At 61.9% G+C, this 25,108-nt stretch carries 29 protein-coding genes; 13 read left to right on the plus strand and 16 right to left on the minus strand.

Going from position 1 to position 25,108, the window contains the following annotated elements; all coding sequences use genetic code 11:
- Nucleotides 1-66 precede the first annotated feature (66 nt).
- Both BLR63_RS22480 and BLR63_RS22485 read left to right on the plus strand, forming a co-directional pair.
- Nucleotides 67-609 (plus strand): gamma carbonic anhydrase family protein, encoded by a 543-nt coding sequence (locus tag BLR63_RS22480; RefSeq protein ID WP_010566687.1) that lies wholly within the window; start codon nt 67-69, stop codon nt 607-609.
- Nucleotides 606-1,265, plus strand: coding sequence for an HAD family hydrolase (locus BLR63_RS22485; protein ID WP_010566686.1), 660 nt, complete (start codon nt 606-608; stop codon nt 1,263-1,265). Before BLR63_RS22480 ends, BLR63_RS22485 begins: the two co-directional genes overlap by 4 nt.
- Before the next feature lie 74 nt (nt 1,266-1,339).
- Here the strand turns inward: BLR63_RS22485 and BLR63_RS22490 are convergent, their stop codons facing one another.
- Nucleotides 1,340-2,383: an aminopeptidase gene (locus BLR63_RS22490; RefSeq protein WP_010566685.1), complete on the minus strand. Its 1,044-nt coding sequence runs from the start codon at nt 2,381-2,383 to the stop codon at nt 1,340-1,342.
- A 110-nt stretch (nt 2,384-2,493) separates the two neighbouring features.
- On the opposite strand from BLR63_RS22490, the gene BLR63_RS22495 reads away from it, so the two are divergent.
- On the plus strand, nt 2,494-2,916 hold the full coding sequence (locus BLR63_RS22495) for a PA0061/PA0062 family lipoprotein (protein ID WP_010566684.1): 423 nt from the start codon (nt 2,494-2,496) through the stop codon (nt 2,914-2,916).
- Here BLR63_RS22495 and BLR63_RS22500 read toward each other — a convergent pair whose 3' ends face one another.
- The gene (locus BLR63_RS22500) at nt 2,917-3,156 is read right to left on the minus strand and encodes a DUF1161 domain-containing protein (protein WP_010566683.1); all 240 of its coding nucleotides are present in this window, start codon (nt 3,154-3,156) and stop codon (nt 2,917-2,919) included.
- A gap of 192 nt (nt 3,157-3,348) precedes the next feature.
- Nucleotides 3,349-3,780: an OsmC family protein gene (locus tag BLR63_RS22505; RefSeq protein WP_010566682.1), complete on the minus strand. Its 432-nt coding sequence runs from the start codon at nt 3,778-3,780 to the stop codon at nt 3,349-3,351.
- Nucleotides 3,781-3,997: 217 nt separating this feature from the next.
- Between BLR63_RS22505 and BLR63_RS22510 the strand changes: the two genes are divergently transcribed.
- Nucleotides 3,998-4,999 carry an LLM class flavin-dependent oxidoreductase gene (locus tag BLR63_RS22510; RefSeq protein ID WP_010566681.1) on the plus strand — a complete coding sequence of 334 codons (1,002 nt, stop codon included), beginning with the start codon at nt 3,998-4,000 and terminating at the stop codon, nt 4,997-4,999.
- A gap of 58 nt (nt 5,000-5,057) precedes the next feature.
- Here BLR63_RS22510 and BLR63_RS22515 read toward each other — a convergent pair whose 3' ends face one another.
- On the minus strand, nt 5,058-5,282 hold the full coding sequence (locus BLR63_RS22515) for a DUF1161 domain-containing protein (RefSeq protein ID WP_010565819.1): 225 nt from the start codon (nt 5,280-5,282) through the stop codon (nt 5,058-5,060).
- Between the two features lie 115 nt (nt 5,283-5,397).
- Nucleotides 5,398-5,613, minus strand: a complete 216-nt coding sequence (locus BLR63_RS22520) for a dodecin (RefSeq protein WP_010565820.1) — start codon at nt 5,611-5,613, stop codon at nt 5,398-5,400.
- Nucleotides 5,614-5,769: 156 nt separating this feature from the next.
- Here BLR63_RS22520 and BLR63_RS22525 point away from each other — a divergent pair, with 156 nt between their 5' ends.
- Complete coding sequence (locus BLR63_RS22525) at nt 5,770-6,096, plus strand: DUF883 family protein (RefSeq protein ID WP_010565821.1); 327 nt, start codon at nt 5,770-5,772, stop codon at nt 6,094-6,096.
- Nucleotides 6,097-6,104: 8 nt separating this feature from the next.
- Here the strand turns inward: BLR63_RS22525 and BLR63_RS22530 are convergent, their stop codons facing one another.
- Nucleotides 6,105-7,001, minus strand: coding sequence for a LysR family transcriptional regulator (locus BLR63_RS22530; RefSeq protein WP_010565822.1), 897 nt, complete (start codon nt 6,999-7,001; stop codon nt 6,105-6,107).
- Nucleotides 7,002-7,111: 110 nt separating this feature from the next.
- Here BLR63_RS22530 and trpB point away from each other — a divergent pair, with 110 nt between their 5' ends.
- The 3 genes from trpB to BLR63_RS22545 all read left to right on the plus strand — a co-directional run bounded on the left by trpB (nt 7,112) and on the right by BLR63_RS22545 (nt 9,733).
- The gene (gene trpB / locus BLR63_RS22535; RefSeq protein ID WP_010565823.1) at nt 7,112-8,338 is read left to right on the plus strand and encodes a tryptophan synthase subunit beta; all 1,227 of its coding nucleotides are present in this window, start codon (nt 7,112-7,114) and stop codon (nt 8,336-8,338) included.
- Nucleotides 8,338-9,147, plus strand: a complete 810-nt coding sequence (trpA, locus tag BLR63_RS22540) for a tryptophan synthase subunit alpha (RefSeq protein WP_010565824.1) — start codon at nt 8,338-8,340, stop codon at nt 9,145-9,147. The genes trpB and trpA overlap by 1 nt, the downstream gene beginning before the upstream one ends.
- 136 nt (nt 9,148-9,283) lie before the next feature.
- Nucleotides 9,284-9,733 carry an anti-virulence regulator CigR family protein gene (locus BLR63_RS22545; RefSeq protein ID WP_010565825.1) on the plus strand — a complete coding sequence of 150 codons (450 nt, stop codon included), beginning with the start codon at nt 9,284-9,286 and terminating at the stop codon, nt 9,731-9,733.
- A 146-nt stretch (nt 9,734-9,879) separates the two neighbouring features.
- Here the strand turns inward: BLR63_RS22545 and BLR63_RS22550 are convergent, their stop codons facing one another.
- From BLR63_RS22550 to BLR63_RS22565, 4 genes are all read right to left on the minus strand, one after another.
- A complete protein-coding gene (locus BLR63_RS22550; protein WP_010565826.1) occupies nt 9,880-11,184 on the minus strand; it encodes an MFS transporter in 1,305 nt (434 codons plus the stop codon).
- A 176-nt stretch (nt 11,185-11,360) separates the two neighbouring features.
- The gene (gene dgoD / locus BLR63_RS22555) at nt 11,361-12,509 is read right to left on the minus strand and encodes a galactonate dehydratase (protein WP_010565827.1); all 1,149 of its coding nucleotides are present in this window, start codon (nt 12,507-12,509) and stop codon (nt 11,361-11,363) included.
- A 47-nt stretch (nt 12,510-12,556) separates the two neighbouring features.
- Nucleotides 12,557-13,177: a 2-dehydro-3-deoxy-6-phosphogalactonate aldolase gene (locus tag BLR63_RS22560; RefSeq protein ID WP_010565828.1), complete on the minus strand. Its 621-nt coding sequence runs from the start codon at nt 13,175-13,177 to the stop codon at nt 12,557-12,559.
- Nucleotide 13,178: 1 nt separating this feature from the next.
- Nucleotides 13,179-14,144 (minus strand): 2-dehydro-3-deoxygalactonokinase, encoded by a 966-nt coding sequence (locus BLR63_RS22565; protein ID WP_010565829.1) that lies wholly within the window; start codon nt 14,142-14,144, stop codon nt 13,179-13,181.
- A 121-nt stretch (nt 14,145-14,265) separates the two neighbouring features.
- On the opposite strand from BLR63_RS22565, the gene BLR63_RS31560 reads away from it, so the two are divergent.
- Nucleotides 14,266-14,409 (plus strand): hypothetical protein, encoded by a 144-nt coding sequence (locus BLR63_RS31560; protein ID WP_162830772.1) that lies wholly within the window; start codon nt 14,266-14,268, stop codon nt 14,407-14,409.
- Here the strand turns inward: BLR63_RS31560 and BLR63_RS22570 are convergent.
- Nucleotides 14,406-15,356 (minus strand): choline sulfate utilization transcriptional regulator, encoded by a 951-nt coding sequence (locus tag BLR63_RS22570; RefSeq protein WP_010565830.1) that lies wholly within the window; start codon nt 15,354-15,356, stop codon nt 14,406-14,408. The genes BLR63_RS31560 and BLR63_RS22570 overlap by 4 nt on opposite strands.
- 103 nt (nt 15,357-15,459) lie before the next feature.
- Between BLR63_RS22570 and betC the strand changes: the two genes are divergently transcribed.
- The 3 genes from betC to BLR63_RS22585 all read left to right on the plus strand — a co-directional run bounded on the left by betC (nt 15,460) and on the right by BLR63_RS22585 (nt 19,588).
- Nucleotides 15,460-16,974, plus strand: a complete 1,515-nt coding sequence (gene betC / locus BLR63_RS22575) for a choline-sulfatase (RefSeq protein WP_010565831.1) — start codon at nt 15,460-15,462, stop codon at nt 16,972-16,974.
- 15 nt (nt 16,975-16,989) lie between these two features.
- Nucleotides 16,990-17,904 (plus strand): choline ABC transporter substrate-binding protein, encoded by a 915-nt coding sequence (gene choX / locus BLR63_RS22580; protein ID WP_010565832.1) that lies wholly within the window; start codon nt 16,990-16,992, stop codon nt 17,902-17,904.
- 115 nt (nt 17,905-18,019) lie between these two features.
- Nucleotides 18,020-19,588 carry a SulP family inorganic anion transporter gene (locus BLR63_RS22585; RefSeq protein ID WP_010565833.1) on the plus strand — a complete coding sequence of 523 codons (1,569 nt, stop codon included), beginning with the start codon at nt 18,020-18,022 and terminating at the stop codon, nt 19,586-19,588.
- On the opposite strand, the gene aroE is transcribed toward BLR63_RS22585, so the two are convergent.
- Together aroE and hemF are read right to left on the minus strand one after the other, a co-directional pair.
- Nucleotides 19,589-20,410, minus strand: a complete 822-nt coding sequence (gene aroE, locus BLR63_RS22590) for a shikimate dehydrogenase (protein ID WP_010565834.1) — start codon at nt 20,408-20,410, stop codon at nt 19,589-19,591.
- Nucleotides 20,410-21,342: an oxygen-dependent coproporphyrinogen oxidase gene (gene hemF / locus BLR63_RS22595; RefSeq protein ID WP_010565835.1), complete on the minus strand. Its 933-nt coding sequence runs from the start codon at nt 21,340-21,342 to the stop codon at nt 20,410-20,412. Before hemF ends, aroE begins: the two co-directional genes overlap by 1 nt.
- A gap of 160 nt (nt 21,343-21,502) precedes the next feature.
- Between hemF and BLR63_RS22600 the strand changes: the two genes are divergently transcribed.
- The gene (locus BLR63_RS22600; RefSeq protein ID WP_010565836.1) at nt 21,503-22,480 is read left to right on the plus strand and encodes a quinone oxidoreductase family protein; all 978 of its coding nucleotides are present in this window, start codon (nt 21,503-21,505) and stop codon (nt 22,478-22,480) included.
- Nucleotides 22,481-22,496: 16 nt separating this feature from the next.
- Here BLR63_RS22600 and BLR63_RS22605 read toward each other — a convergent pair whose 3' ends face one another.
- The 3 genes from BLR63_RS22605 to BLR63_RS22615 form a co-directional block, all read right to left on the minus strand.
- The gene (locus tag BLR63_RS22605) at nt 22,497-23,054 is read right to left on the minus strand and encodes an L-threonylcarbamoyladenylate synthase (protein WP_010565837.1); all 558 of its coding nucleotides are present in this window, start codon (nt 23,052-23,054) and stop codon (nt 22,497-22,499) included.
- Nucleotides 23,055-23,108: 54 nt separating this feature from the next.
- The gene (gene dprA, locus BLR63_RS22610; RefSeq protein WP_010565838.1) at nt 23,109-24,203 is read right to left on the minus strand and encodes a DNA-processing protein DprA; all 1,095 of its coding nucleotides are present in this window, start codon (nt 24,201-24,203) and stop codon (nt 23,109-23,111) included.
- A gap of 63 nt (nt 24,204-24,266) precedes the next feature.
- Nucleotides 24,267-25,043: a hypothetical protein gene (locus tag BLR63_RS22615; RefSeq protein WP_010565839.1), complete on the minus strand. Its 777-nt coding sequence runs from the start codon at nt 25,041-25,043 to the stop codon at nt 24,267-24,269.
- Nucleotides 25,044-25,108 lie beyond the last annotated feature (65 nt).

Here is a 25,108-nt window from a genome sequence, read left to right on the forward strand (position 1 = left end):
AGATGGGGCCATCTTAATTACAATCAACGCCCACCGCAGCTATCAGCAGAAGAGAGAGAGGCTATCGTGACCCTCCGCACCTACCAGAACCACACGCCGACCCTGGCCGCCGGGGCTTTTGTCGATATTTCGGCGGTGGTGATCGGCGATGTCGAAATCGGCGCCGACAGCTCGGTCTGGCCGCTGACCGTGATTCGCGGCGACATGCACCGCATCCGCATCGGTGCGCGCACCAGCGTGCAGGACGGTTGCGTGCTGCACATCACCCATGCAGGGCCCTTCAACCCGGACGGGTTCCCGCTGCTGATCGGCGATGACGTGACCATCGCCCACAAGGTCATGCTGCATGGCTGCACCGTGGGCAATCGCATCCTGATCGGCATGGGCAGCATCGTGATGGACGGCGCCGTGGTCGAAGATGACGTGATCATCGGCGCCGGCAGCCTGGTGCCGCCGGGCAAGAAACTCGAAAGCGGCTATCTGTATGTGGGCAGCCCGGTCAAACAGATCCGCGAATTGACTGACAAGGAACGCGCGTTTTTCACCTACAGCGCCGCGAACTACGTGAAGCTCAAAGACCTGCACCTGGCAGAAGGATTCGACCGATGACTCAGCAATACCAAACGATCCTGTTCGACCTGGATGGCACCCTCACCGACCCACGCGAAGGCATCACCCGTTCGATCCAGTACGCCCTGGGCAAACTCGGCATCGACGAACCGGACATTACCCGGCTCGAACACTTCATCGGTCCGCCGCTGCTGCAGGCGTTCATGCAGTTCTATGGGTTCGACGAGACCAAGGCCTGGGAGGCGGTGAATTTCTACCGCGAGCGCTTCAAGGTCACCGGCCTGTACGAAAACCGCGTGTTCGACGGCGTGATGCCGCTGCTGGAAGACTTGAGCGGGCAGGGTCGCCAGCTGTATGTCGCGACATCCAAGCCCTGGGTGTTTGCCCGCGAAATCGCCCGGCATTTCGATTTTGCCCGGCATTTCAAGGTGATCTACGGCAGCGAACTGGATGGCACGCGCACCAATAAGGTCGAGCTGATCGCCCATTTGATCAGCGAAGAAGGCCTGGACCCGGCCACCACCTTGATGATCGGCGACCGCAAGCATGACCTGATCGGCGCGCGCAGTAACGGCTTGGATTCGGCCGCCGTGGGCTATGGGTTTGGCAGTTTCGAGGAGTTGAATGCCGAGGCGCCGACCTGGCATTTCGAGACGCTGGAGGAGATGCATCAGGCGTTTTTGCGGCAGCCTTGAGGATGCTATCGGGAGCAAGCCCCCTTGTTGACCGGTATGCAGGCTAAATGTGGGGGGCTTGCTCCCGATAGGGCCTATGGAGCAACCGATTCCAGTTGCCTCAACGCTGTTTTGCGCGCCCCCACGGGCAACTGCCCCATGCGTTCCACCGCCGCATAGAACCTCACCCAATCCCCGCCTTCCTGCTTGAACAACGCCGCAAACGCCGGCACCCACTGGTCATACAGTCCGAAGGGCAACAACCGCGCGTTGTTCATCGGCTGGTTGATCCAGGCGTCATAACGTTTGTCGCCGGCCCATTGGCTGTCGCGCAACTGCCGGTAATCCTGGCGCAAACGCTCGAACTGCGCGGCTTTGGCCTGGCGCATCGCCTCGGCAGACAAGGGCTGAGCGTAGAGGGTTTCCAGCCGTTTGCGGGTATCGAGGATCAGGCGGGTAAATTGGTCGCGCTGGCGCAGCATCGAGTCGCCGAGCGGTGCCAAGCCCCGCGCCACACGCCATTGGCGGGTGCCTTCCTGCTCGACGAAGGTGGCAAACGACTCATTGAACTCGGTATCGTCCTTCACGTAGAAGCGCTGGTGTGCCAGTTCATGAAAGATCAACGTCGCCAGGCGCTCATCGCCCCAATGCATCATCGAGCTCATGATCGGATCGTTGAACCAGCCCAGGGTGGAATAGGCCTCGACGCCACCGATCGAGACGTCCATGCCCCGCTGCCGCAACAGTGCCGCCTCACCCCGCGCCGCACCTTGGCTGTAGTAGCCCCGGTAGGCCACGCAACCGGCGATGGGGAAGCAATGGTTTTCAGGCGACAGGGAAAATTCCTGCGTGGCGAAGACGTTCCAGACCACATAAGGCCGGCCAATATCAGCGTAAAGCCGGTAACTCTGGTTATCGGGCAGGTGCAGGTGCTCACTGGCGAACATCCGGGCTTTCTGCGCTTGCACCAGATGATCACGCAGCGGCTGCGGGCGCGTAGGGTCGGCGATAACCTCGGCCACCGGCTCCCGTGCCCGCAACAACTGCCACTGACCGTCGGCCAATTGGCTGTAATAGCTGATGCTGGAACAACCGCTGAGCAGCACAACCACCCACCCTGCAAGAAAACCCCTGATCATGCCGCGACTGCTCCTGAGTAATGGGCTCGCCAGACTATCCTGCCTGCCGGGCGTTTTTCCACGGCGTGACGTGTTTATACTCAAACCTCTTGTTGTGTTGAGTGCCCGCCATGCGTCAGCTCTTGCTTACCACCACCGTGCTGTTTCTGAGCGCCTGTGCTTCCACGCCCCTCCCGCCGGTCGATCCGCAGCAGGCCTGGATCGACTTCGCCACACCGACGCCGGGGGCCAAGCTGGTGATGGCCCAGCGCCTGGATGGCAAGAATCTACCGGACGGGCGCTTCTTCCAGGTACCACCGGGCAGTCATGAGTTGATGGTGCGCTTTGATTTCGAGGTGCCGACCGGTGGCAGCTTCAGCGGGTTTGCGCAAACGAGCGACCGTACCTGCTTCATCACGTTGCAGTACGACCATTTCCAGGCCGGCCAACGCTATCGCCTGGAAGGGCGCTCATTGGGCTATACGCCGAATATCCGCTTGTATGACGCCGCCCGCCAATTGCTGGCCGAAGAACGCAGCGTGAACTGCCTCTGATCAGTCGTTGTTTTTCTGGTAGATGACGGCCTTGGTGCCGTATTCACAGCTGCCGACGACCATGGCAGCGTCGTGTTTGTCAGCTTCTTCCTTGCTGACGATCTCCAACGTGTAGGACGGTACCGCGTTAGCCTGGATTTTGACCTCGATCTCTTTCCTGAGCTCTTCGCAGTCTTTGGGCTCGGCCACAGCCGATGTGGCCAACACAGCGCAGATGATCGCCAAGGCAAAACGTTTCATGTGTGAAGCTCCCTGAATGCATTGCGCACGGATGTGCGTCTAAGGATGCATCGGCTATTCGAGCATACCTGCCCTTGTAGGAGCGAGCTTGCTCGCGAAAAACGTCAACGATAACGCGTATTTCCTGATGTAACGCGGTGTCCTTGGGTTCTTCGCGAGCAAGCTCGCTCCTACCATAGAGGGGAAGGGCGGTTAGTTAACGAGCGTGGCATCCAACGTGATGGTGGCCTTCAGCACCTTGGACACCGGGCACCCTTCCTTGGCCTTCTTGCTCAGCTCCTCGAACTGCGCCTGGCTCGCGCCGGGGATCTTGGCCTTGAGCACCAAGTGCACGGCGGTGATCGCAAAGCCACCGTCGACCTGATCCAGAGTCACTTCGGCCTGGGTGTCGATGCTGTCAGCCTTGAGCCCGGCGTCACCGAGAATCATGGAAAACGCCATGGAGAAACAACCGGCGTGGGCTGCGCCGATCAGTTCTTCAGGATTGGTGCCCTTGCCGCCTTCAAAACGCGCCTTGAAGCCGTAGGGCGCTTCGCGCAGCACGCCGGTTTCGGTGGAAATGGAGCCCAGACCCGACTTCAGATCACCTTCCCAATGCGCGGATGCCTTTTTAACGATGCTCATAGCTTTCTCCTCGAACGGTGGTTTTGCGTCAGTAGAGGTTCTGAGGATAGAAGCTTTGGCAAAGTTCATTTGTGAGAAAAACCTAGCGAACCAGTAGGAAATTTCATGCCTGCTATTGAATCTCGGGTATATGCCCTCATTGCATAGACCATGCACATGAAGCGGCAGGTTTTGGTTCGTCTAAAAAAGCCTGCGCCCCCATTGGAGAAGCAGGCTTATGAAATCGCTGTCCGACGTAAAGTTCTCGACCCTCGACCTGGTGCCCGTGCGGGCCAACGGCAGCGTGGCGCAGTCGCTGCGCAATTCCCTGGACCTGGCCCGGCACGTGGAAAAGTTCGGCTATCACCGTTTCTGGGTGGCCGAGCACCACAATATGGACGGCATCGCCAGCTCGGCCACCTCGGTCTTGCTGGGCTACCTGGCCGGCGGCACCTCGACGATTCGCGTCGGCTCCGGCGGTGTGATGCTGCCCAACCACGCGCCGTTGGTGATTGCCGAGCAGTTCGGCACCCTGGAAAGCCTCTACCCCGGCCGGATCGACCTGGGCCTGGGCCGCGCCCCCGGTTCCGACCAGATGACCGCCCGCGCCCTGCGCCGTGAACGTTCCGGCAGCGCCGACGATTTCCCCGAAGACGTGGCCGAGCTGATGGCCTACCTGGGCCCACGCACACCGGACCAGCGCGTGATCGCCGTGCCGGGCAGCGGCACCAACGTCCCGGTGTGGTTGCTCGGTTCCAGCCTGTTCAGTGCGCAACTGGCCGGTGAACGCGGTTTGCCCTATGCCTTCGCCTCCCATTTCGCACCGCGCCTGATGCATGAAGCAATTCGCGTGTACCGCAACCACTTCAAGCCTTCGGCCGTACTCGACAAGCCCTACGTGATGCTCGGCATTCCCCTGGTGGCCGCCGATACCGACGAGCAGGCCGATTACCTGGCGACCTCGGTGTACCAACGCATTCTCGCGCTGATGCGTGGGCAAAGCCTGGTACAACGCCCACCGGTGAAAACCATGGATGGCCTGTGGCTGCCCCACGAAAAAGACGCGGTCGGCAGCTTCCTTGGCCTGGCCATGGTCGGCAGCCCGGCGAAGATCCGCGCCAAATTGGAGGTATTGATCGAACAGACCGGCGCCGATGAGCTGATCTTTACCTGTGACCTGTACGAACACGCTGACAGGATTCATTCCTACGAGTTATTGGCGCAGTTGATGAAAGGCTAAACGCCAGGCAAAAAAAACCGACGCAGCCGCGTCGGTTTTTTTTGCCTGAAACATGGGATCAACCGCGTTTGTAGACGATTTCCTTGGTGCCGCCTTCGCAGGTGCCGACCACTTTAGCGTCGGTCGAGGCGCCTTTATCCACCACTTCCAGCGAATAACCCGAAGCGCCTTTAGCGTCGATTTTCGCTGCGATTTCGCTTTTGAGCTCTTCACAAGGCTTGCCAGCCGCCAGGGCTGTACCCGCCATGCTCAACAAACCTACCGCCAACAGGAACTTCTTCATCCGTCACTTTCCTTGCGCTGATCGAAAAGAGCGCGCCGACGCGGCTCGCATCGGCACCCTTTGTTTGTAGCGCAGGTTATGGCAATCAGCCAGTCAGCAAGTTCAACCGGTGCAATCAACTACTGGCAATTCGGAACCCCACCTTGAGGGTGACCTGGAAGTGCGCGGCCTTGCCGTCCTTGATGTGACCACGGGTTTCGGTCACCTCGAACCACTCCAGATGCTTGATGCTCTTACTGGCTTCGGCCAGGGCGTTGTTGATCGCCTCTTCGATGCTGTGGGGGGACGAACCCACCAATTCGACTTTCTTGTAGGTGTGATGATCAGACATAGGGTTTCTCCTGAGGGTCGTCAATAAAGCCTAGCAGTCAAAGCTCATACTGCATCTGGCGACTATTCCTACTCAAAAGTTCAGAATTACTGCACTTTCTGAGAGGGCCGTAGTCGGTATCTACACACGCCACTCAATCACTTCAGGAGAGTCCACATGGCCAACACTTCTTTACGTAAAGCGTCGCTGGAAAGCATGGAAGCCGAGATCTCGAGCCTGCTCAAGTCCCTTGAGAGCCTCAAGGACGATGCATCCGATGAGTCGCTCAAAACGCTGAAGGCCCTGAAAAGCAATGCCGAGAATGCCCTCAAGCACTCCCGCCACCTGATCAGCGATGCCTACGAAGAAAGCAAAGTCAAAATCCGCGAAACCGGTGTTGCAACACGGGACTACGCGCAAGAGCACCCTTGGACTACAGCCGGCGTCGCCGTTGGCGCACTGGGTTTGCTCGCCGCTTACCTGCTGTGCAAACGCGGTAACTGATTTGCCGGCTATTCCGGCTGGCGCAATAGCTCAGCCTTGAGCCATTGCGCCAGTTGCCGGGCGCGCCCATCCGCGGCGCGCTTGGGCAGCCACAACGCCAGGTGCGCCGGGGTTTCACTGAACCCCCACGGCGCCACCAGGCGACCGGCGCGCAAATCTTCGGCCACCAGTGGTTGCGGCGCGATCGCCACGCCCAGGCCGGCCACCGCTGCCTCCAGCAAATAATACAAATGCTCGAACCCCTGCCCGTGTTTCAACGCACCTGGCTCGATCCCATGCTGCTGCGCCCAAATCGGCCACGCCTGCGGGCGCGAGGTGGTGTGCAGCAACGCTTCACCGCACAGGGCCGAGGCCGGCGCCTGGCGCAAACGCTCGTAACCGGCAAAACGCGGGCTCATCACCGGGCCGATACGCTCGCTGCACAGCTCGTAGACTTGCATATCCGCCGGCCAGGGCGGCTCGGCGAAGACCAGCAAGGCATCCAGCCCCGGACGCCGGGGGTCGAGGTCGCCGTCGCCCGCCGAGAGGTGCAGACGCAAGTCCGGCAGGTCCGCATTCAAGCGGCCCAGGCGCGGGATCAACCAGCGCGCCAGCAAACTGCCTGAGCACCCCAGGACGAACGGCGCATCGGCGCTGCTTTGGGTGAGTTCGGCGCACACATCCCTTAAACGCTCAAACGCCTCGGCACTGGCGTCCCGCAGCCGAATACCGGCATCTGTGAGTTTAAGGCCACGCCCATCCTTGACGAACAAACTGACGCCCAGGTGCTCTTCGAGCACTTTCAACTGCCGACTGACTGCGCCGTGGGTCACGTGCAACTGCTCAGCCGCCTGGCTGACGCTGTTGAGACGCGCCGTGGCTTCAAAGGCTCGCAGGGCGTTGAGGGGTGGGAGGTCTCGGCTCATCTGTGAGTTTTCCTGACAGGTTGCGGCGATCTTATCGGTTTTCAGCGTACAGCGTCAGGGGTAGAGTGGCCTTCATTGTTTCCTACACACCTTCTTTCCTGGAGCGTCCCATGACTCAGTCCCAGACCGATCTGCGCAACGGCCCTGATGCCAACGGCCTGTTTGGCGCGTTCGGCGGCCGCTACGTCGCCGAAACCCTGATGCCGTTGATCCTCGAGCTGGCCCGTGAATACGAAGCCGCCAAGATCGATCCGGCATTCAACGAAGAATTGGCCTACTTCCAGCGCGACTACGTCGGTCGCCCAAGCCCGCTGTACTTCGCCGAGCGCCTGACCGAGTTCTGCGGCGGCGCCAAGATCTACCTCAAGCGCGAAGAGCTGAACCACACCGGCGCGCACAAGATCAACAACTGCATCGGCCAGATCCTGCTGGCACGGCGCATGGGCAAAAAACGCATCATCGCCGAGACCGGCGCCGGCATGCACGGCGTGGCCACCGCCACCGTGGCCGCGCGCTTTGGCCTGCAATGCGTGATCTACATGGGCACCACCGACATCGAGCGCCAACAGGCCAACGTGTTCCGCATGAAGCTGCTGGGCGCTGAAGTCATCCCCGTGGTCGCCGGCACCGGCACCCTCAAGGACGCGATGAACGAAGCCCTGCGCGACTGGGTCACCAACGTCGACGACACCTTCTACCTGATCGGCACCGTGGCCGGCCCACACCCTTATCCTGCGATGGTGCGCGACTTCCAGTCCGTGATCGGCAAGGAAACCCGCACCCAACTGCAAGCCCAGGAAGGCCGCCTGCCGGACAGCCTGGTGGCGTGCATCGGCGGTGGCTCGAATGCCATGGGCCTGTTCCACCCATTCCTGGATGACACCAGCGTCGAGATCATCGGCGTCGAAGCGGCCGGCCACGGTATCGAAACCGGCAAGCATGCCGCCAGCCTCAACGGCGGCGTACCGGGCGTGCTGCACGGCAACCGTACCTTCCTGCTGCAAGACGACGATGGCCAGATCATCGACGCCCACTCGATTTCCGCCGGCCTCGACTACCCCGGCATCGGCCCTGAACACGCCTGGTTGCATGACATCGGCCGCGTCCAGTACACCTCGGTGACCGACCACGAAGCCTTGGACGCCTTCCACAAATGCTGCCGCCTGGAAGGGATTATTCCTGCACTGGAAAGCGCCCATGCCCTGGCCGAAGTATTCAAACGCGCACCGACACTGCCGAAAGATCACCTGATGGTGGTCAACCTGTCCGGCCGTGGCGACAAAGACATGCAGACCGTGATGCACCACATGGAACAGTCCCAGCAGGAGAAACACTGATGAGCCGCCTGCAAACCCGCTTTGCGCAACTCAAAGAACAGAACCGCGCCGCACTGGTGACCTTCGTCACCGCCGGCGACCCGGGCTATGACACCTCGCTGGCAATCCTCAAAGGCCTGCCTGCCGCTGGCGCCGATGTGATCGAACTCGGCATGCCGTTCACCGACCCGATGGCCGATGGCCCGGCCATCCAACTGGCCAACATCCGCGCGCTGGAGGCCAAGCAGAACCTGGCCAAAACCCTGCAGATGGTGCGCGAGTTCCGCAAGGACAACAGCGACACGCCGCTGGTGCTGATGGGTTACTTCAACCCGATCCACAAATACGGCGTGCCGGCGTTTATTGCCGACGCCAAGGAAGCCGGGGTCGACGGCCTGATCGTGGTCGACCTGCCGCCCGAGCACAACGGCGAACTGTGCGACCCGGCCCAGGCCGCAGGCCTCGACTTTATCCGCCTGACCACGCCGACCACCGATGATGTGCGTCTGCCGACTGTACTCAATGGCAGCTCCGGTTTTGTGTACTACGTGTCGGTGGCCGGTGTGACCGGCGCCGGTGCCGCGACCCTGGAACATGTCGAAGAAGCCGTGACCCGTCTGCGTCGGCATACCGACCTGCCGATCAGCATCGGTTTCGGTATCCGCACACCGGAGCAAGCCGCCGCCATCGCGCGCCTGGCCGACGGTGTGGTGGTGGGTTCGGCGCTGATCGATCACATCGCCAATGCCAGCAATGACCAGCAAGCCATCGACGGCGTGCTGAGCCTTTGCGCGGCGCTGTCGGAAGGTGTCCGCAACGCACGTAAGTAAGCGCCTCGTATGCGGTAGGTAAAGTTCCTGATACAGAGGAATCAACCGGCAACCCCGTGGCCTAAACAGCAAGACCAAGGGATTTCGAACCTCGTTCGAGATCCCTTTTTTATGTGCGTGCCCTGAGGAATACCCGATGAAAATGCCCAAATCCGTGATCGCAGGCCTTGGCGTGCTGGTGCTTGGCGCCAGCGCCCTGGTGCAAGCCGCGCCGCCTGACCAGCGCGGAGACGACCGTGACGACCGTGGCGGCCCGCAAGGCCAGCACGAGCAACGTGGCGACGACCATCGCGGCCCGCAGGACAACCGTCGCGGCGGCCCGCCCCAGGACTTCGGCCCGGTACGCCAGATCATCCACGACAACCACGGCCAGTTCTCCCGTGGCGCGCCGCCGCCGCCAAATGTGCGCCTGGTCCGTGGCCGGCCGCTGCCCCACGGCTACTATGGCGAACGCCTCGACAACCGCGCCCTGGCGCGCCTGCCGGTTTACCAGGGTTACGAATGGCGCCGTTCGGGCCCGGACGTGGTGTTGATCGCAGTGGGCACGGGCATCGTCTACGAGATTCTGGAAGGCGTGCTCAATTAAGCCGTTCCACAACCCACTGTAGGAGCGAGCGTGCTCGCGAAGGTCGTCAACGATAACGCGGGCATGCTGGATAAGCGCGTTGTCAGGACGTTTTTCGCGAGCAAGCTCGCTCCTACGTTAAAGCTCGATGCGCTCGACCTCCTACGTTAAAGCTCGATGCGCTCGACCTTGCCCACCAACAAGATGTAGGAAAGCGCCCCGAGCAACGCCAGCACTGCGATATAGGTGATCGCAGGCGCAAACGAATCACCGCTGGCCAGAAAGCCGATCACGATCGGCGTGGCAATCGCCGCCAGGTTGCCGATGAAGTTGAACACCCCACCGGTCAGCCCCAACAGGCGCGCTGGGGCCAGGGTCGACACCAGCGACCAGGTGATCGACGCCAAGCCATTGCCGAAGAACGCCAACGCCAGGAACGCGATGACCCACGCCGTCGAATCCACATAGTTGGCACCAATGATCGCAGTGGAAATCAGTAGTCCGCCAATGATTGGCAACTTGCGCGCAAAGCCCACCGTCGCGCCTCGACGAATCAGCCAGTCGGAAAAAATCCCCGAACACAGCACGCCGACAAACGCCGCCAGAAACGGCAGGGACGCCAGCAAGCCGGATTTGATGAAGTCCATCCCACGATATTTCACCAGGTAGGTCGGGAACCACGTCAGGAAAAACCACAGCGTGGAATTCAGGCAGAACTGCCCCAGGTAGATGCCCCACAGTTTGCGCTTGCTCAGCACGATCCCCAGGTCGACCCAACTGAAGGGTGCTTTGGTGACTTGCGCCTGCATGTCCACCAGGCCGCCGCCTTCGCGGATCAGCTCGATTTCCGCCAGGTTGGCGCCCTTGAAGTCCTTGGGTTCGCGGTACACCGCGTACCAGATCAGCGCCCACACAATGCCGACGCCACCGGTGACGACAAACACCATGTGCCAGCCAAAGGCGTGTTGCAGCCATGCCAATACCGGCGTGAGAAACGCCAATCCGACGAACTGCCCGGAGGTGTACACGCCAATGGCCGTGGCACGCTCGCGTTCGGGAAACCAGGTAGTGACCACGCGGCTGTTGATCGGGTAAGCCGGGGCTTCCAGGGCGCCAACGGCCATGCGCAACACAAACAGCGCGATAAAACTGGCGGCGAACCCCAACATCACCGTGGCAATCGACCACAACAGCAGGGCAGCGGTGTAGAGGATGCGCGGCGGCACCCGGTCGACCAACCAGCCACCGGGAATTTGCATGGCAGCGTAGGTCCAGCCGAACGCGGAAAAAATCAGCCCGACGTGTACCGGGTCGATACCCAGCTCGCTGGTCAGCGCCGGGGCGGCGATCGACAGGTTGCTGCGGTCGAGGTAGTTGATCACCACGGTGATGAACAGCAGCGCCATGATGAAAAAGCGCTTTCTGGAAGGCGTGACTAAAGAAGCCTGCCCGGTGAAGGATTCAGGGTGCATGGAGGTTGCCTCTTCTTATGTTTATTGAGGACGGACTTACTGAATAAACCAGATCAAATGTGGGAGGGGGCTTGCCCCCGATAGGTGAGTGTCAGTCAACATCTTCGGCGGCTTCATCGCCGCTATCGGGAGCAAGCCCCCTCCCACATTTTTTGCCACATTTTCTCAGGCGCACATCACCACTCGGCAAAACTGCCGTCGGCATGGCGCCAGATCGGGTTGCGCCAGCGGTGGCCGATGGCCGCGCGTTCGATCACGTATTCCTCGTTGATCTCGATGCCCAGGCCCGGCCCGTTGGGGATCTTTACGAAGCCCTGGTCATAGTCGAACACGCCCGGATCGCGCACGTAGTCGAGCAGGTCGTTGCTCTCGTTGTAGTGGATGCCCAGGCTTTGTTCCTGGATAAACGCGTTGTAGCAGACCGCGTCCAGCTGCAGGCAGGCGGCCAGGGCGATCGGGCCCAGCGGGCAGTGCAGTGCCAGGGCCACGTCATAGGCTTCGGCCATGTTGGCGATCTTGCGGGTTTCGGTGATGCCGCCGGCGTGGGAAGCGTCCGGCTGGATGATGTCGACATAGCCTTCGCTGAGCACGCGCTTGAAGTCCCAGCGCGAGAACAGGCGCTCGCCCAAGGCAATCGGGGTGCTGGTCAGCGGTGCGAGTTCCTTGAGGGCTTCGTAGTTTTCGCTGAGCACCGGTTCTTCGATGAACATCAGTTTGTACGGGTCCAGCTCTTTCATCAGCACCTTGGCCATGGGTTTGTGCACGCGGCCATGGAAGTCGACGCCGATGCCGACGTTGGGGCCGACCGCATCGCGCACGGCGGCGACGTTGGCCAGGGCCAGGTCGACTTTTTCGAAACTGTCGACGAACTGCAATTCTTCGGTGCCGTTCATTTTCACCGCAGTGAAGCCACGGGCCACGGCCTCCTTGGCGGCGCGGGCGGTGTCGGCGGGGCGGTCGCCGCCGATCCACGAGTACACGCGGATCTTGTCCCGCACCTGACCGCCCAGCAGGTCGCTGACCGACACCCCCAGAGCCTTGCCCTTGATGTCCCACAGCGCCTGATCGATGCCGGCCAGGGCACTCATGTGCACCGCACCGCCACGATAGAAGCCGCCGCGGTAGAGCACGGTCCAGATGTCTTCGATATTGCGTGGGTCTTTGCCGATCAGGTAGTCGGACAGTTCTTCGACGGCCGCCGCCACGGTGTGGGCGCGGCCTTCGACCACGGGCTCGCCCCAGCCGGTGACGCCCTGGTCGGTCTCGATCTTGAGAAAGCACCAGCGCGGCGGAACGATGAAGGTCGTGAGTTTGGTGATTTTCATCTGTTATCTCTCTTATAGATGCGGCGCCAGCGGCGCGAGACTTGAAATCAGCTCAGGGCTTTCCAGGCGGCGACATACGCCTGGGCGCGGCTCGCCACCTGATCCACGGTCATACCCGGTTTGAACAACCCGGAACCCAGCCCGAACCCTTTGGCGCCGGCGTCGATAAACACCTGCATGTTGTCCGGGGTAATGCCGCCCACCGGCAGCAACAACGTGCCCGCCGGCAATACCGCCAGCCACGCTTTGATCACCGCCGGGCCCATTTGCTCGGCCGGGAATAGTTTCAACACGTCAGCGCCTTCGGCCAATGCGGCGAAGGCTTCGGTCGGCGTGGCCACGCCCGGCGACAGGTATAGGCCGACAGCTTTCGCGGCGCGCAAGACCTTGGCATCGCTGTGGGGCATGACGACCACCTGGCCACCGGCGGCTTTGACCTGCTCGACCTGCTCAGGCGTCAGCACCGTGCCGGCACCGATCAGGCAATCGGCGGGCAGGCTGTCGCGCAGGGTGCGGATGCTGGTGTAGGGGTCCGGCGAATTGAGCGGAACTTCGATCACGCGAAAGCCGGCCTGGTACAGCACCTGGCCGATCGCCTGGGCTTCGTCCGGTCGTATGCCACGCAGGATCGCGATCAAACCGTTTTGTGCGAGTGCTTGCTTGAGCATGTCAGGCCTCCGTTGCAGATTGAGTGAGCCCGGCGGCCTGGGCCAACTGCCAGAGGCCGCGTTCGGTGGCCTCTTGCGCCAGGCTGACGTGGGCGAAGCCGCAAAGACCGAGGGCGCGTTGGTAACGGGCACAGAGCGGCGCGGCACCGACCAGGATGATCGGCTTGTGTTTGGCGGCGCCGGGCAAGCCGGCCAGTTCATGACCGATCAGCAGGCCAGAGAGGTAGTCGGGCTGCTGGTCGGGAGCGAGTTCGCCGGTGAGCCCCAGGGTGCGCGCGCTGAACAGCGTCGACAGCACGCCGCGCTGGCCATCCGCGGACAGCGCCACATGCACGCCCCGGTCGAAAGCATCGGCCTGGAACTGCCCGGCGCTGCGTTGGGTGCGCCCGAGGATGCTGTGCTGGCTCAGCACGGCAAACAGCTCGCCGGTCATGAAGGTGTCGAAATGGGTGATGCAGCCGTCGACCACTTCGACCCACTTGGAATGGCTGCCGGGCAGGCCGATCAAGAATTCGCCGCTGGCCGACAGGTTTTGCAGCACGCCCAGCACCTGGGTTTCCTCGCCACGCATCACATTGGGTAAGCCGACCTGCTCGATCACACCGGGCACGATATGCACATCGACACCACGCAGGCTGCGCACCGTGTGCAACGCCTGGCCCAGACTGGCGACGTCGGCCGGGGTATTGCGATAGGCCGCTTCGCTCCAGCCCTGGGCGCTGCCGACCATGCCACAGGCGATCACCGGCAGGCCCGGCTGGGCATCGAGCCAATCGCCACAGGCCGCGTCGAACGCCAACTCGAAGCCGTCGCTGCAACGAACGCCGGCGATATCCCGGGATTCGTCGGGCAAATGCATGATGCCCGTGGCCAGCGAGCGTTGTTCCAACACCCGGCCTGCGGGGCCGAGTTTGTAAGCACGAAGGGAACTGGTCCCCCAATCGAGCGCGATCAATTGCGCTTGCATCGCTTCACCTGAAGTGTTCTGAGCGGATGCGGCGAATATAAACCCAAGCTCGCGAAAGTCTCAATATATAAATATCAGTCCCATATATAGGGACAAAAAGCGCACTCCTGTAGGAGCGAGCTTGCTCGCGAAGATCCTCAACAAACACGCAGGCATTCTGAAGGAACGCGTCGTCAGGGCGTTTTTCGCGAGCAAGCTCGCTCTCACAGGGGAGGGGGATAACGGCGGGTTAAAAAACACACAAGCCAGCCACGGCAAATCCTAGACCGCGATGGAAGGCAGGGCCAACCCGGTCAAGGACTGCGCGCTGCTGGCCTGTTCCGCCACCAGCCAGTCGACGAACCGTTCGACCAACTGCCCACGGCGTTTGCGCTGGGGCTGCACCACGTAGTAGCCGAAGCGCGAGACCACCGTGTTGCTGATCGGCCGGCACAGCCAGTTCTGTTCCAGCAGGTTATCCACCAGATGTCGCCAGCCGATGGCCACGCCCTGGCCGGCAATCGCGGCCTGGATCAGCAAGGTGTAGTTATCGAAACGCAACTGGCCGGGGGTGGGCGCGGCGCTGATGCCCAGCTCGCGAAACACGCCACTCCAGTCGAACCAATGGTTGTTGTTTTCCTGGCGCAGATGCAGCAGGGGAACGTCGTGCAAATTGGCCAGGGTCAGGGGCGTTGCCCGGTCCTTGAGCCACTGCGGGCTGCACACCGGGAACACTTCCTCGTTGAACAGCCACAGGCTCTCGCCCTGCTTGAAACGGCCGTCGCCAAACAACACCGCGACGTCGATATCGCTGCGCAGGGTCGCGTGATTACGCTCGCTGGTCACCAGGCTCACGTCCACCTGGGGGTTGGCGGCGTGGAAGCGATGCAGGCGCGGCATCAGCCAATAGGCGGCGAAGGCGAAGTCGGTGGCCACTTGCAGCACTTCGTGCTGGTCCTGCTGGGTGATCGCGCTCAAGCCCCGGTTGATGGCCTGCAAACCGCTTTGCGCATGTTCGAACAGCACGGCGCCGGCGTCGGTCAGCTCGATACCACGGTAGATGCGGTCGAACAGACGGATCGCCAATTGCTCTTCGAGGCGCTTGATCTGTTGGCTGATGGCCGGCTGGGTGGTGCCCAGTTCCATCGCAGCCGCGGTAAAGCTGCGGTGGCGCGCCGCGGCTTCAAAGGCGCGGAGCAAATCGAGGGATACATCGCCAAGGGCTTCATACATAAGCTGTGCTTATCCTAGACATTGCCGCTTATGGGCTTTACCCCATTTTCCATGGGCCGCATGCTCATTCGCATAAACACTGCCTATGGAATGCCGAAGCCCCATGAAGCGCAAGAACATTCTTTTCATCATGGCCGATCAAATGGCCGCGCCGATGTTGCCGATCTATGGACCGTCCCCGATCAAGTTGCCGAATCTGAGCCGCCTGGCCGCACAGGGCGTGGTGTTCGACGCTGCCTACTGCAACAGCCCGCTGTGCGCGCCGTCGCGCTTCACCCTGGTCAGCGGCCAGTTGCCGAGCAAGATCGGGGCCTACGATAACGCAGCAGATTTCCCCGCCGATGTACCGACCTATGCCCACTACCTGCGGCGCCTCGGCTATCGCACCGCGCTGTCGGGCAAGATGCATTTCTGCGGGCCGGACCAACTGCACGGCTACGAAGAACGCCTGACCAGTGACATCTACCCCGCCGACTATGGCTGGGCAGTGAACTGGGACGAACCGGATGTGCGTCCCACCTGGTACCACAACATGTCCTCGGTGCTGCAAGCCGGGCCGTGCGTGCGCACCAACCAGTTGGATTTCGACGAAGAGGTGGTGTTCAAGGCCCAGCAGTACCTGTTCGACCACATTCGCCAAGACGGCGACCAACCGTTCTGCCTCACCGTGTCGATGACCCATCCCCACGACCCGTACACCATTCCCAAGCCATTCTGGGATCTGTACGACGACAGCGACATCCCCTTGCCTACGACGCCGAAGCAAGAGGATCTCGACCCGCATTCCCAGCGTCTGCTCAAGGTCTATGACCTGTGGGACAAGCCGCTGCCGGTGGACAAAATCCGCGACGCGCGCCGCGCCTACTTCGGCGCTTGCAGCTATATCGACAGCAACGTCGGCAAACTCCTGCAAACCCTGCAAGATACCGGCCTGGCCGACGACACCGTCATCATCTTCTCCGGCGACCACGGCGACATGCTCGGCGAGCGTGGCCTCTGGTACAAAATGCACTGGTTCGAAATGGCCGCCCGCGTGCCGCTGCTGGTCTGTGCGCCGGGGCAATTCGCGCCGGGCCGCGTGACCCAGGCTGTCTCCACCGCCGACCTGCTGCCGACCCTGGTGGAACTGGCCGGCGGCGAGCTCGACCCACGCCTGCCGCTGGACGGCCGCTCGCTGGTCCCGCACTTGCAAGGGCAGGGCGGCCACGACGAAGTGTTCGGCGAGTACATGGCCGAAGGCACCCTCAGCCCGCTGATGATGATTCGCCGAGGCGCCTACAAATTCATCTACAGCGAAGACGACCCCTGCCTGCTGTTCGATGTGCACAACGACCCACGGGAACAGGAAGAACTCAGCCAGTCGCCGCCGCATCGGGCACTGTTCGACGCCTTCCTGGCGCAAGCGCGGGCCAAATGGGACATCCCGGCGATCCACCAGCAGGTGCTCGCCAGCCAACGCCGTCGTCGCCTGGTGTTCGAGGCGCTGACCCAGGGCAAGCTGAAGAGCTGGGATCACCAGCCACTGGTGGACGCCAGTCAGCAATACATGCGCAACCATATCGACCTCGACGATCTGGAGCGCAAGGCACGTTATCCACAACCCTGCCAAGACCAATAAATCAGAGGGAAGGCCATGCAAAAATTGACTGTAGTGCTGGGGCTGCTGGCGTTGAGCAGCGCCCATGTGTACGCGGACGCCAGTTGCGGGACGGTGAAGATGGCCGATCCGGGCTGGAGCGACATTGCCGCCACCAATGCCATCACCGCTTTTCTGTTGAACGGCATGGGCTACAAGGTCAAGGTCGACACCCTGGCGGTGCCGATCACGTTTGGCGGGCTCAAGGACGGTCAGGTGGACGTGTTCCTGGGTAACTGGATGCCGGCGCAGCAGGGCTTCTACGACAAGTTCGTGGCCAATGGCGAGGTGGTGCAACTGGCGAAGAACCTCGACGGCACCGAATTCACCCTCGCCGTGCCGGATTACGTGTGGGACGCCGGCGTGCGTGACTTCAAGGACCTGAATACATTCGCCGACAAGTTCGACAAGAAAATCTACGGCATCGGCTCCGGCGCGCCGGCCAATCTCTCGTTGCAGGAGATCATCAAGAAGAACGACTTCGACCTCGGCCAATGGAAGCTGATCGAGTCCAGCGAACAGGCGATGCTCGCCGAAGTGTCGCGGGCGGTGAAGAGGCAACGTTTCGTCACCTTCCTCGGCTGGACCCCACACCCGATGAACGTGCAACTGAACATGCATTACCTCAAGGGCGGCGAAAAGTACTTCGGCGACACCGGCAGCGTGTACACCTTGACGCGCAAGGGGTATGCACAAGCCTGCCCCAACGTCGGAAAACTGCTGACCAACCTGAGTTTCACCCAGGCGATGGAGAACAGCATCATGGCCGAGGTGGTCAATAAAAAGGTCAGCAACGCGGCGGCGGCGAAGGCGTGGATCAAGGCGAACCCGGCGGTATTGGATAAATGGCTCGACGGCGTGAAAACCGTGGATGGCCAGGATGCACTGGCGGCCGTAAAAGCCCAGCTCTAACGCCGGGCACTGTACCAATGTGGGAGGGGGCTCACCGCGATCGGGAGCAAGCCCCCTCCCACAAAAGCCGGTGCGTACTGATACCCTTAGCCAAACCTTTCTACCCGAGTTTGCGATGCAAAGGCCCAATCGCCACACGCTCTTCCCCTTCCTTGCCTGGCTACCGCGCCAGACCCGCGCCAGCCTCGGTCGGGACGCGATGGTCGGTCTCAGTGGCGCGGTGCTGGCCTTGCCGCAGTCGATTGCCTACGCCCTCATCGCCGGTCTCCCACCGGAGTACGGCTTGTACGCTGCGATTATTCCGGTATTGATCGCCTGCCTCTGGGGTTCGTCCTGGCACCTGATCTGCGGGCCCACGGCGGCGATTTCCATCGTGCTCTACGCCAGCGTCAGTCCTCTGGCGGTGCCGGGCTCCCAGGACTACATCACCTTGATCCTGTTGCTCACCTTCCTCGCCGGAGTGTTCCAGTGGCTGCTGGGCTTGTTGCGCTTCGGCGCCCTGGTGAATTTTGTCTCCCACTCGGTGGTGCTGGGCTTCACCCTCGGCGCTGCCGTGGTGATTGCCCTGGGGCAGTTGCCCAACCTGCTGGGGCTGGATTTGCCAAGCCAGGCCACGGCGATCAATAGCCTGCTGGCGTTGATCGAGCATGGCGGTGAGTGGGACCACGCCTCCCTGGCCCTGGGCTTGGGCACCTTGCTGGTGGGCGTGTTGCTCAAATACCTGGCGCCCCGTTGGCCGGCGCTGCTGATCACCCTGGCCCTGGGCAGCCTGGTCGTCTGGCTGTGGCCGGCAATGTTCGGCCATGTGGCGCGGGTCAGTGCGTTTATCGGCAAACTGCCGCCGTTCAGCCCGTTGCCGATGGACCTGGACATGATCCTGCGCCTGCTGCCGAGCGCCGTGGCGGTGGGCATGCTCGGGCTGGTGACCAGCCTGTCGATCGCCCGCTCGCTGTCGATGCGCTCGCAGCAATTGCTCGACGCCAACCAGGAAGTTCGGGCCCAGGGTTTATCCAATATCGTCGGCGGATTTTTCTCCGGATACCTGTCGTCCGGTTCCTTTACCCGCTCCGGTCTCAGCTACGAAGCCGGGGCCTGTTCGCCATTGGCCGGGGTGTTTTCAGCGTTGTGGGTGGCGCTGTTCGCCCTGTTTGGCGCGGCATTGATCGCGCATATTCCGATCCCGAGCATGGCCGCGAGCATCCTCCTGATTTGCTGGGGTCTGGTGGATCATCGCGGCATTCGCGCCTTGTTCCGGGTCAGCCGCGCCGAGTTCGTGGTGATGGGCCTGACCTGCGTCGCCACTTTGCTGCTGGAATTGCAGACAGCAATTTATGCGGGCGTGCTGGTGTCGTTGTTTTTCTACCTCAAGCGCACGTCGCAACCACGGGTTCAGCAATGGCGGGAGGGGGAAGAGGACGTGTTGTGCGTCGGTGGCTCGATTTTTTTCGGCGCCAGCTATTACCTGCAAGTACGCCTGCACAGTCTGCAGGGCAAGCGGGTGGTGATCGAGGCCCAGCAGATCAACTTTATCGACTATTCCGGGGTGGAAATGCTGCACCAGGAAGCCCGTCGCTTGAAGGGCTTGGGACGTAGCCTGACCTTGCGCCGGGCCAGGCCCCAGGTGGTTGAGGAATTGAAGAAGCTGGAAGGGGCAGAACACTGCCCGATCCATTTCGAAGACTGACTATTGCGCCAGCTGTCGACGCAGTTCCGCCAACACCGGCGCCGAATCCGGGCGCACACCGCGCCACAGGAAGAACGCTTCGGCCGCCTGCTCCACCAACATGCCCAGACCATCCATCGCCACCGCAGCGCCGTGCTCGGTAGCCCAGCGGCAGAAGGCGGTCGGTTCCTTGGCGTACATCATGTCGTAGCAAAACGTCTTGCCCGGTTCGATCAGGCTGCCGGCAATCGGCGGTACATCGTCTGACAGGCTGGCGGAGGTGGCATTGATGATCACGTCCACCGGCTCACACAGCCAGTCGAAACCACTGGCGGACACCGGGCCCAGATCGTCGAACAACTCGGCGAGCATTTCGGCCTTTTCCACCGTGCGGTTGGCGATGATCAGCGACGCTGGCCGCTCGGCCAGCAGTGGCTCCAACGCCCCCCGCACCGCGCCACCGGCGCCGAGCAACAGGATGCGTTTACCTTTCAAGTCCAGCCCGGCGTTTACCGTGAGGTCACGCACCAGCCCGGCGCCGTCGGTGTTATCGCCCAACAGGCTGCCATCGGCCAGCTTGCTCAAGGTGTTCACCGCCCCGGCGCGCTCGGCGCGGGCGGTGAGGGTGTCGGCCAGGCGGTAGGCGTCTTCCTTGAACGGCACCGTGACATTGGCGCCACGGCCTTGCTGAAAGAACTCACGGGCAAACCCGATGAAATCCTCCAGTGGCGCGAGCTGAGCGCTGTAGTCCAGTTGCTCGCCGGTCTGCTCGGCGAACATCTGGTGAATCAGCGGCGACTTGCTGTGACCGACCGGGTTGCCGAATACGACATAGCGGTCCATCAGACAGCCGCCTTGGGCGTAGCCACGCCCAGCCAGTCGCGGTCTTGCAGGAAGTAATCGGTGAGGCGCGCTTCTTCGCTGCCGGCCTCGGCTTTCCAGTCGTAGCTCCAGCGTACCTGGGGTGGCAGCGACATCAGGATCGACTCGGTACGCCCGCCCGACTGCAGGCCAAACAGAGTGCCGCGGTCGTAGACCAGGTTGAATTCAACGTAGCGGCCCCGGCGGAATTCCTGGAATTCGCGCTGCTGCTCCGTGTAGGCAGTGGCCTTGCGGCGCTGCACGATCGGCAGGTAGGCGTCGATGTAGGCATCGCCGATGGCACGGATAAACGCGAAGCAGGTGTCGAAGTCCCACTCGTTCAAGTCATCGAAAAACAGGCCGCCGATGCCACGTGGTTCGTTGCGATGCTTGATGTGGAAATAGGTATCGCACCAGGCCTTGTAGCGCGCGTAAACGTCCGGGCCGAAGGGCGCACAGGCCTGCTCGGCGACGCGGTGCCAGTGAATGCAGTCTTCCTCGTTGCCGTAGTAGGGCGTGAGGTCGAAACCGCCACCGAACCACCACACCGGCTCTTCGCCTTCTTTTTCAGCGATGAAAAACCTTACGTTCGCGTGGGAAGTCGGTACATGGGGGTTGTGTGGGTGAATCACCAGCGACACGCCCAGGGCTTCGAAGCCGCGACCGGCCAGCTCGGGCCGATGCGCGCTGGCGGACGGTGGCAGGCCGCTGCCGAACACGTGGGAAAAGTTGACGCCGCCTTTTTCGATCACCGAACCGTTTTCGATCACACGGGTGCGACCGCCGCCGCCGGCTGGCCGGGTCCAGGCGTCTTCGATAAAGCGTGTGTCCGCCTCGAAGGTTTCCAGGGCGCTGCAAATGCGGTCTTGCAGGTCAAGCAGGTAGGCCTTTACAGCCTCGGTGCGGGTAGTCATGGCATCACCTTGAATCGGGCAAAGCTACGCGAGGCCATTGGGCGTCGGCGGCAAATGGGCGCACAGGATACCACCGCACTCAGGTGCGCCACAGTTGACGAAGATCAAGCTTAGGAGTCCGATAGGGCGCTACGCAAATTCGAACCCAGGAGAAGTGCAAATGGCCAAACGTATCCAGTTCAGTGCCCATGGTGGCCCCGAGGTGCTTGAGTATGTGGACTACACGCCGGCAGAACCTGGCCCACAGCAGGTTCGAGTGCGTAACCAAGCCATTGGCCTGAACTTCATCGAGACCTATTTCCGCAGTGGTTTATATGCGCCGCCAGCCCTGCCATCGAGCCTGGGCACCGAAGGTGCCGGCGTGGTCGACGCGGTGGGCAGCGAAGTCACTCAATTCAAGGTCGGCGATCGCGTGGCCTACGGCACTGGCCCGCTCGGCTCCTACAGCGAGCTGCATGTGCTGCCCGCCGCGAACCTGGTGCACCTGCCGGATGAAATCAGCTTCGAACAGGCCGCCGGCGCCATGCTCAAGGGCCTGACCGTGCAGTACCTGCTGCGCCAGACTTACGAGTTGAAGGGCGGCGAAACCATTCTGTTCCACGCCGCTGCCGGTGGCGTGGGCTCCCTGGCGTGCCAATGGGCCAAGGCATTGGGGGTTAAATTGATCGGTACCGTAAGCTCGCCGGAAAAAGCCGCCCAGGCCAAATCCCTCGGCGCCTGGGAAACCATCGATTACAGCAAGGAAAACGTCGCACAACGCGTGCTGGAATTGACCGACGGCAAGAAAGTCCCAGTGGTGTACGACGGTGTCGGCAAGGACACGTGGCTGACATCACTGGACAGCGCGGCGCCACGGGGGTTGGTGGTGAGTTTCGGTAACGCGTCGGGCGCAGTGGACGGCGTGAACCTGGGGATCCTGGCGGCCAAGGGCTCGCTGTACGTGACGCGCCCCACTCTGGCGACCTACACCAGCGACCCCAAGAATCTGCAGGCGATGGCCGATGATCTGTTCTCGATGATCAAGAGCGGCAAAGTGCACATTAATATCAACCAGCGCTACTCGCTGGCGGACGCGGCCAAGGCACAGACGGAGTTGTCGGCGCGGCGCACCACCGGGTCGACCATCCTCTTGCCTTAAGCCCTACGGCCTTCCATCAGGAAGGCCGCACCACCTTGCCCGTCGCCAGATCGCGAATCAGGCTGGGGTTCTTGCGCCCGCCCAGGGCGCCTCCCAAGACCAGGTCCACCTGGCCACGGAAATATTGCTCCACGCGAATCCGCGTACGCGCCGCCGGGCGGCCTTGCGGGTTGGCCGAGGTGGAGATCAGCGGCCCGACCAACGAGCATAAATCCCGCACCAGCGGATGATCGGTGACTCGCAACGCGACAGTGTCGTGCACGCCAGTCACCCATTCCGGCAGCAGATCCTGATGGGGCACCAGCCAGGTATTCGGCCCTGGCCAGGTGCTGGCCATGCGGTCGATCCAGTCTTGAGGGAAATCTTCGAAGAGAAAATCGAACTGGCGGATGTTGTCCGCCACCAGGATCAGGCCCTTGTCCACCGAACGGTTCTTGATGGCAAGCAAACGGTCCACCGCAGCTTCGTTCCACGGATCGCAGCCCAAACCCCACACCGCTTCGGTTGGATAGGCAATCACCGCACCAGCGCGAATTTCCCGTGCGGCTTCCAGCACACGCCACCTGTTGACCATTGCTCACTCTCCGGACTAAAGCTCTGCGCAGTTTACCGATGTTCGTTACAAAACCTAGCAGCGCGCAAGCCAGCGCCCGTTTTCGCAGATGACCTGGCCTTCAAGCTCCAGCTCCGTCAGGCTCGCCAACACTTGGGACAAGGGCCGCCCGCTGGCTATCGCCAAGGCTTCACTGCTGTGCGGCGCCGCATGCAGCAGCGCCACCAGCGGATGAATCACCGGCATCGGCGCCGGACGTGACAACGCCTGCCAGCCGCGCAACCCCTCGAGGATGTGCTCGATGGTCTCCACCAGCATCGCGCCGTCACGGATCAATTGGTGGCAGCCCTTGGCGCCGGGGTGGTGGATGGAGCCTGGAATCGCATAGACCTCGCGCCCTTGTTCGGCCGCCAGTTTCGCAGTGATCAACGACCCGCTGGCGATGCTGGCTTCCACCACCAACACGCCCAGGGACAGGCCGCTGATGATCCGATTGCGCCGAGGAAAATTGCCGGCCTGGGGCGCGGCATCCAGCGGGAACTCGGAAACGACCGCACTGCCCTGGGCAATCATCGCGGCGGCGAGCTTTTTATGGCGTTGTGGATAAAAATTCTGCAGGCCGGTGCCAAGCACGCCGATTGTCTGTCCGCCCACCTCCAATGCGGCTTGATGGGCCGCGCCGTCAATGCCCAATGCCAGGCCGCTGGTGATGACAAAACCGGCACTCGCCAGACTGCGGGAAAAGGCGGCGGCGGTGTCCATGCCCGGGCGTGACGCGCGGCGGCTGCCGACCATCGCCAGTTGCGGTTTTTCCAGCAGCGCGGGGTCACCGGCGACGAACAACAGCGGCGGTGCATCGTCGATCTGGGCGAGCAGTGCGGGGTAATCCGGCTCGTCCCACATCCGCAAATGCTGGGCCGGCTGCTCCAGCCATGCCAGTGCGACGCTGGCGCCATCACGGACTTCGGGGCTGCGCCGCGCCTCTGCGCTGATGGCCGGCAAACCCAGTGAACGCCACGCACTGGCAGGCGCGCTGAGGGATTTTGAGGCGGAGCCGAAGGCTTCAATCAGCAAGCGAAAACGCTTCGGCCCCACCTCCGGCAGCCGGTGCAAACGTAGTCTGGCCTCCAGTTCTGACGGAGAAATTTCGAAGTTTTTTGTCGGAGACATCTGATCATCCTTGACCTGAACAAGCTGTGGATAACTCTGTTGGTAACTTATTTAGCAGCCTATTTATTGCGCTTGATCGGCCGTCTCGAAACGGTCCATCACCGCCAGCGGCCGTGAGGCACTGAGGAGCAGGGCATAGCTGAGTTTTTCATAGGTGCGGAACACCAGCAGGGTGCCGGCGGGCTCATCGGGAAGTTTGACCAGGCCGCCAGCGAGCGTGTCCCGAACGCTGGCGCCGGCTTTGATCACGGTAAGCCGCTGGCCCTCGACCAGCCCATCGCGCCGACCTTTGTTCAGCGTCACCGCGTCCAGCACGCCGATCTGCGTAACGCCCTTGGGGATGTCGATGATGTGTCCCTGGATAAAGGGCGCGGAGTCAGGTGTTTGCAGGTTCATCGGTTCAACCGGCGCTGGGCTGCGCAGCAAGCGGTCGCCGGGGCGTACTTCCTGGGTCACCCGTTGCACGACCAGGGTCGTGAGGTCGCCGGCCATCACAAAGCGTGCGGTACCGATGTCGTCGGCATTGATGCCCAACACTTCCTGGGTATCGGGGTCGGTGTAGACCTTGCCACGGCGAAAGATCCCGTAGTCTGGCTGGCTCGCGTCCAGAACGCCTCGAGCGTGGACACGCTCGCCATGGGCGCCCAATACCCGGCCTGACTCTGCCGCAACGATGTAAGGCGCGCTGTCCAGGTCCAGCGCCGTATCCAGGATGCGGTTGTGTAACAAAAAGCGTTGGATGGCCTGTTGCGTCGATTGATCCAGGCGCTGGCCGGGCGCAGGGAGCAGGGCCATGGCAAAGGGGGCCCACAGCAGCAAGACGAGTAGCGATTTCCTCATGGGGTGAATCTCCTTTATTATGTGCGTTCGCGTGAAATGCATAGCCTTCGCGGCTTTTGAAGCTT

Origin of the sequence: Pseudomonas extremaustralis (genome assembly GCF_900102035.1) — a bacterium.
GTDB classification, from domain to species: Bacteria; Pseudomonadota; Gammaproteobacteria; order Pseudomonadales; family Pseudomonadaceae; genus Aquipseudomonas; species Aquipseudomonas extremaustralis.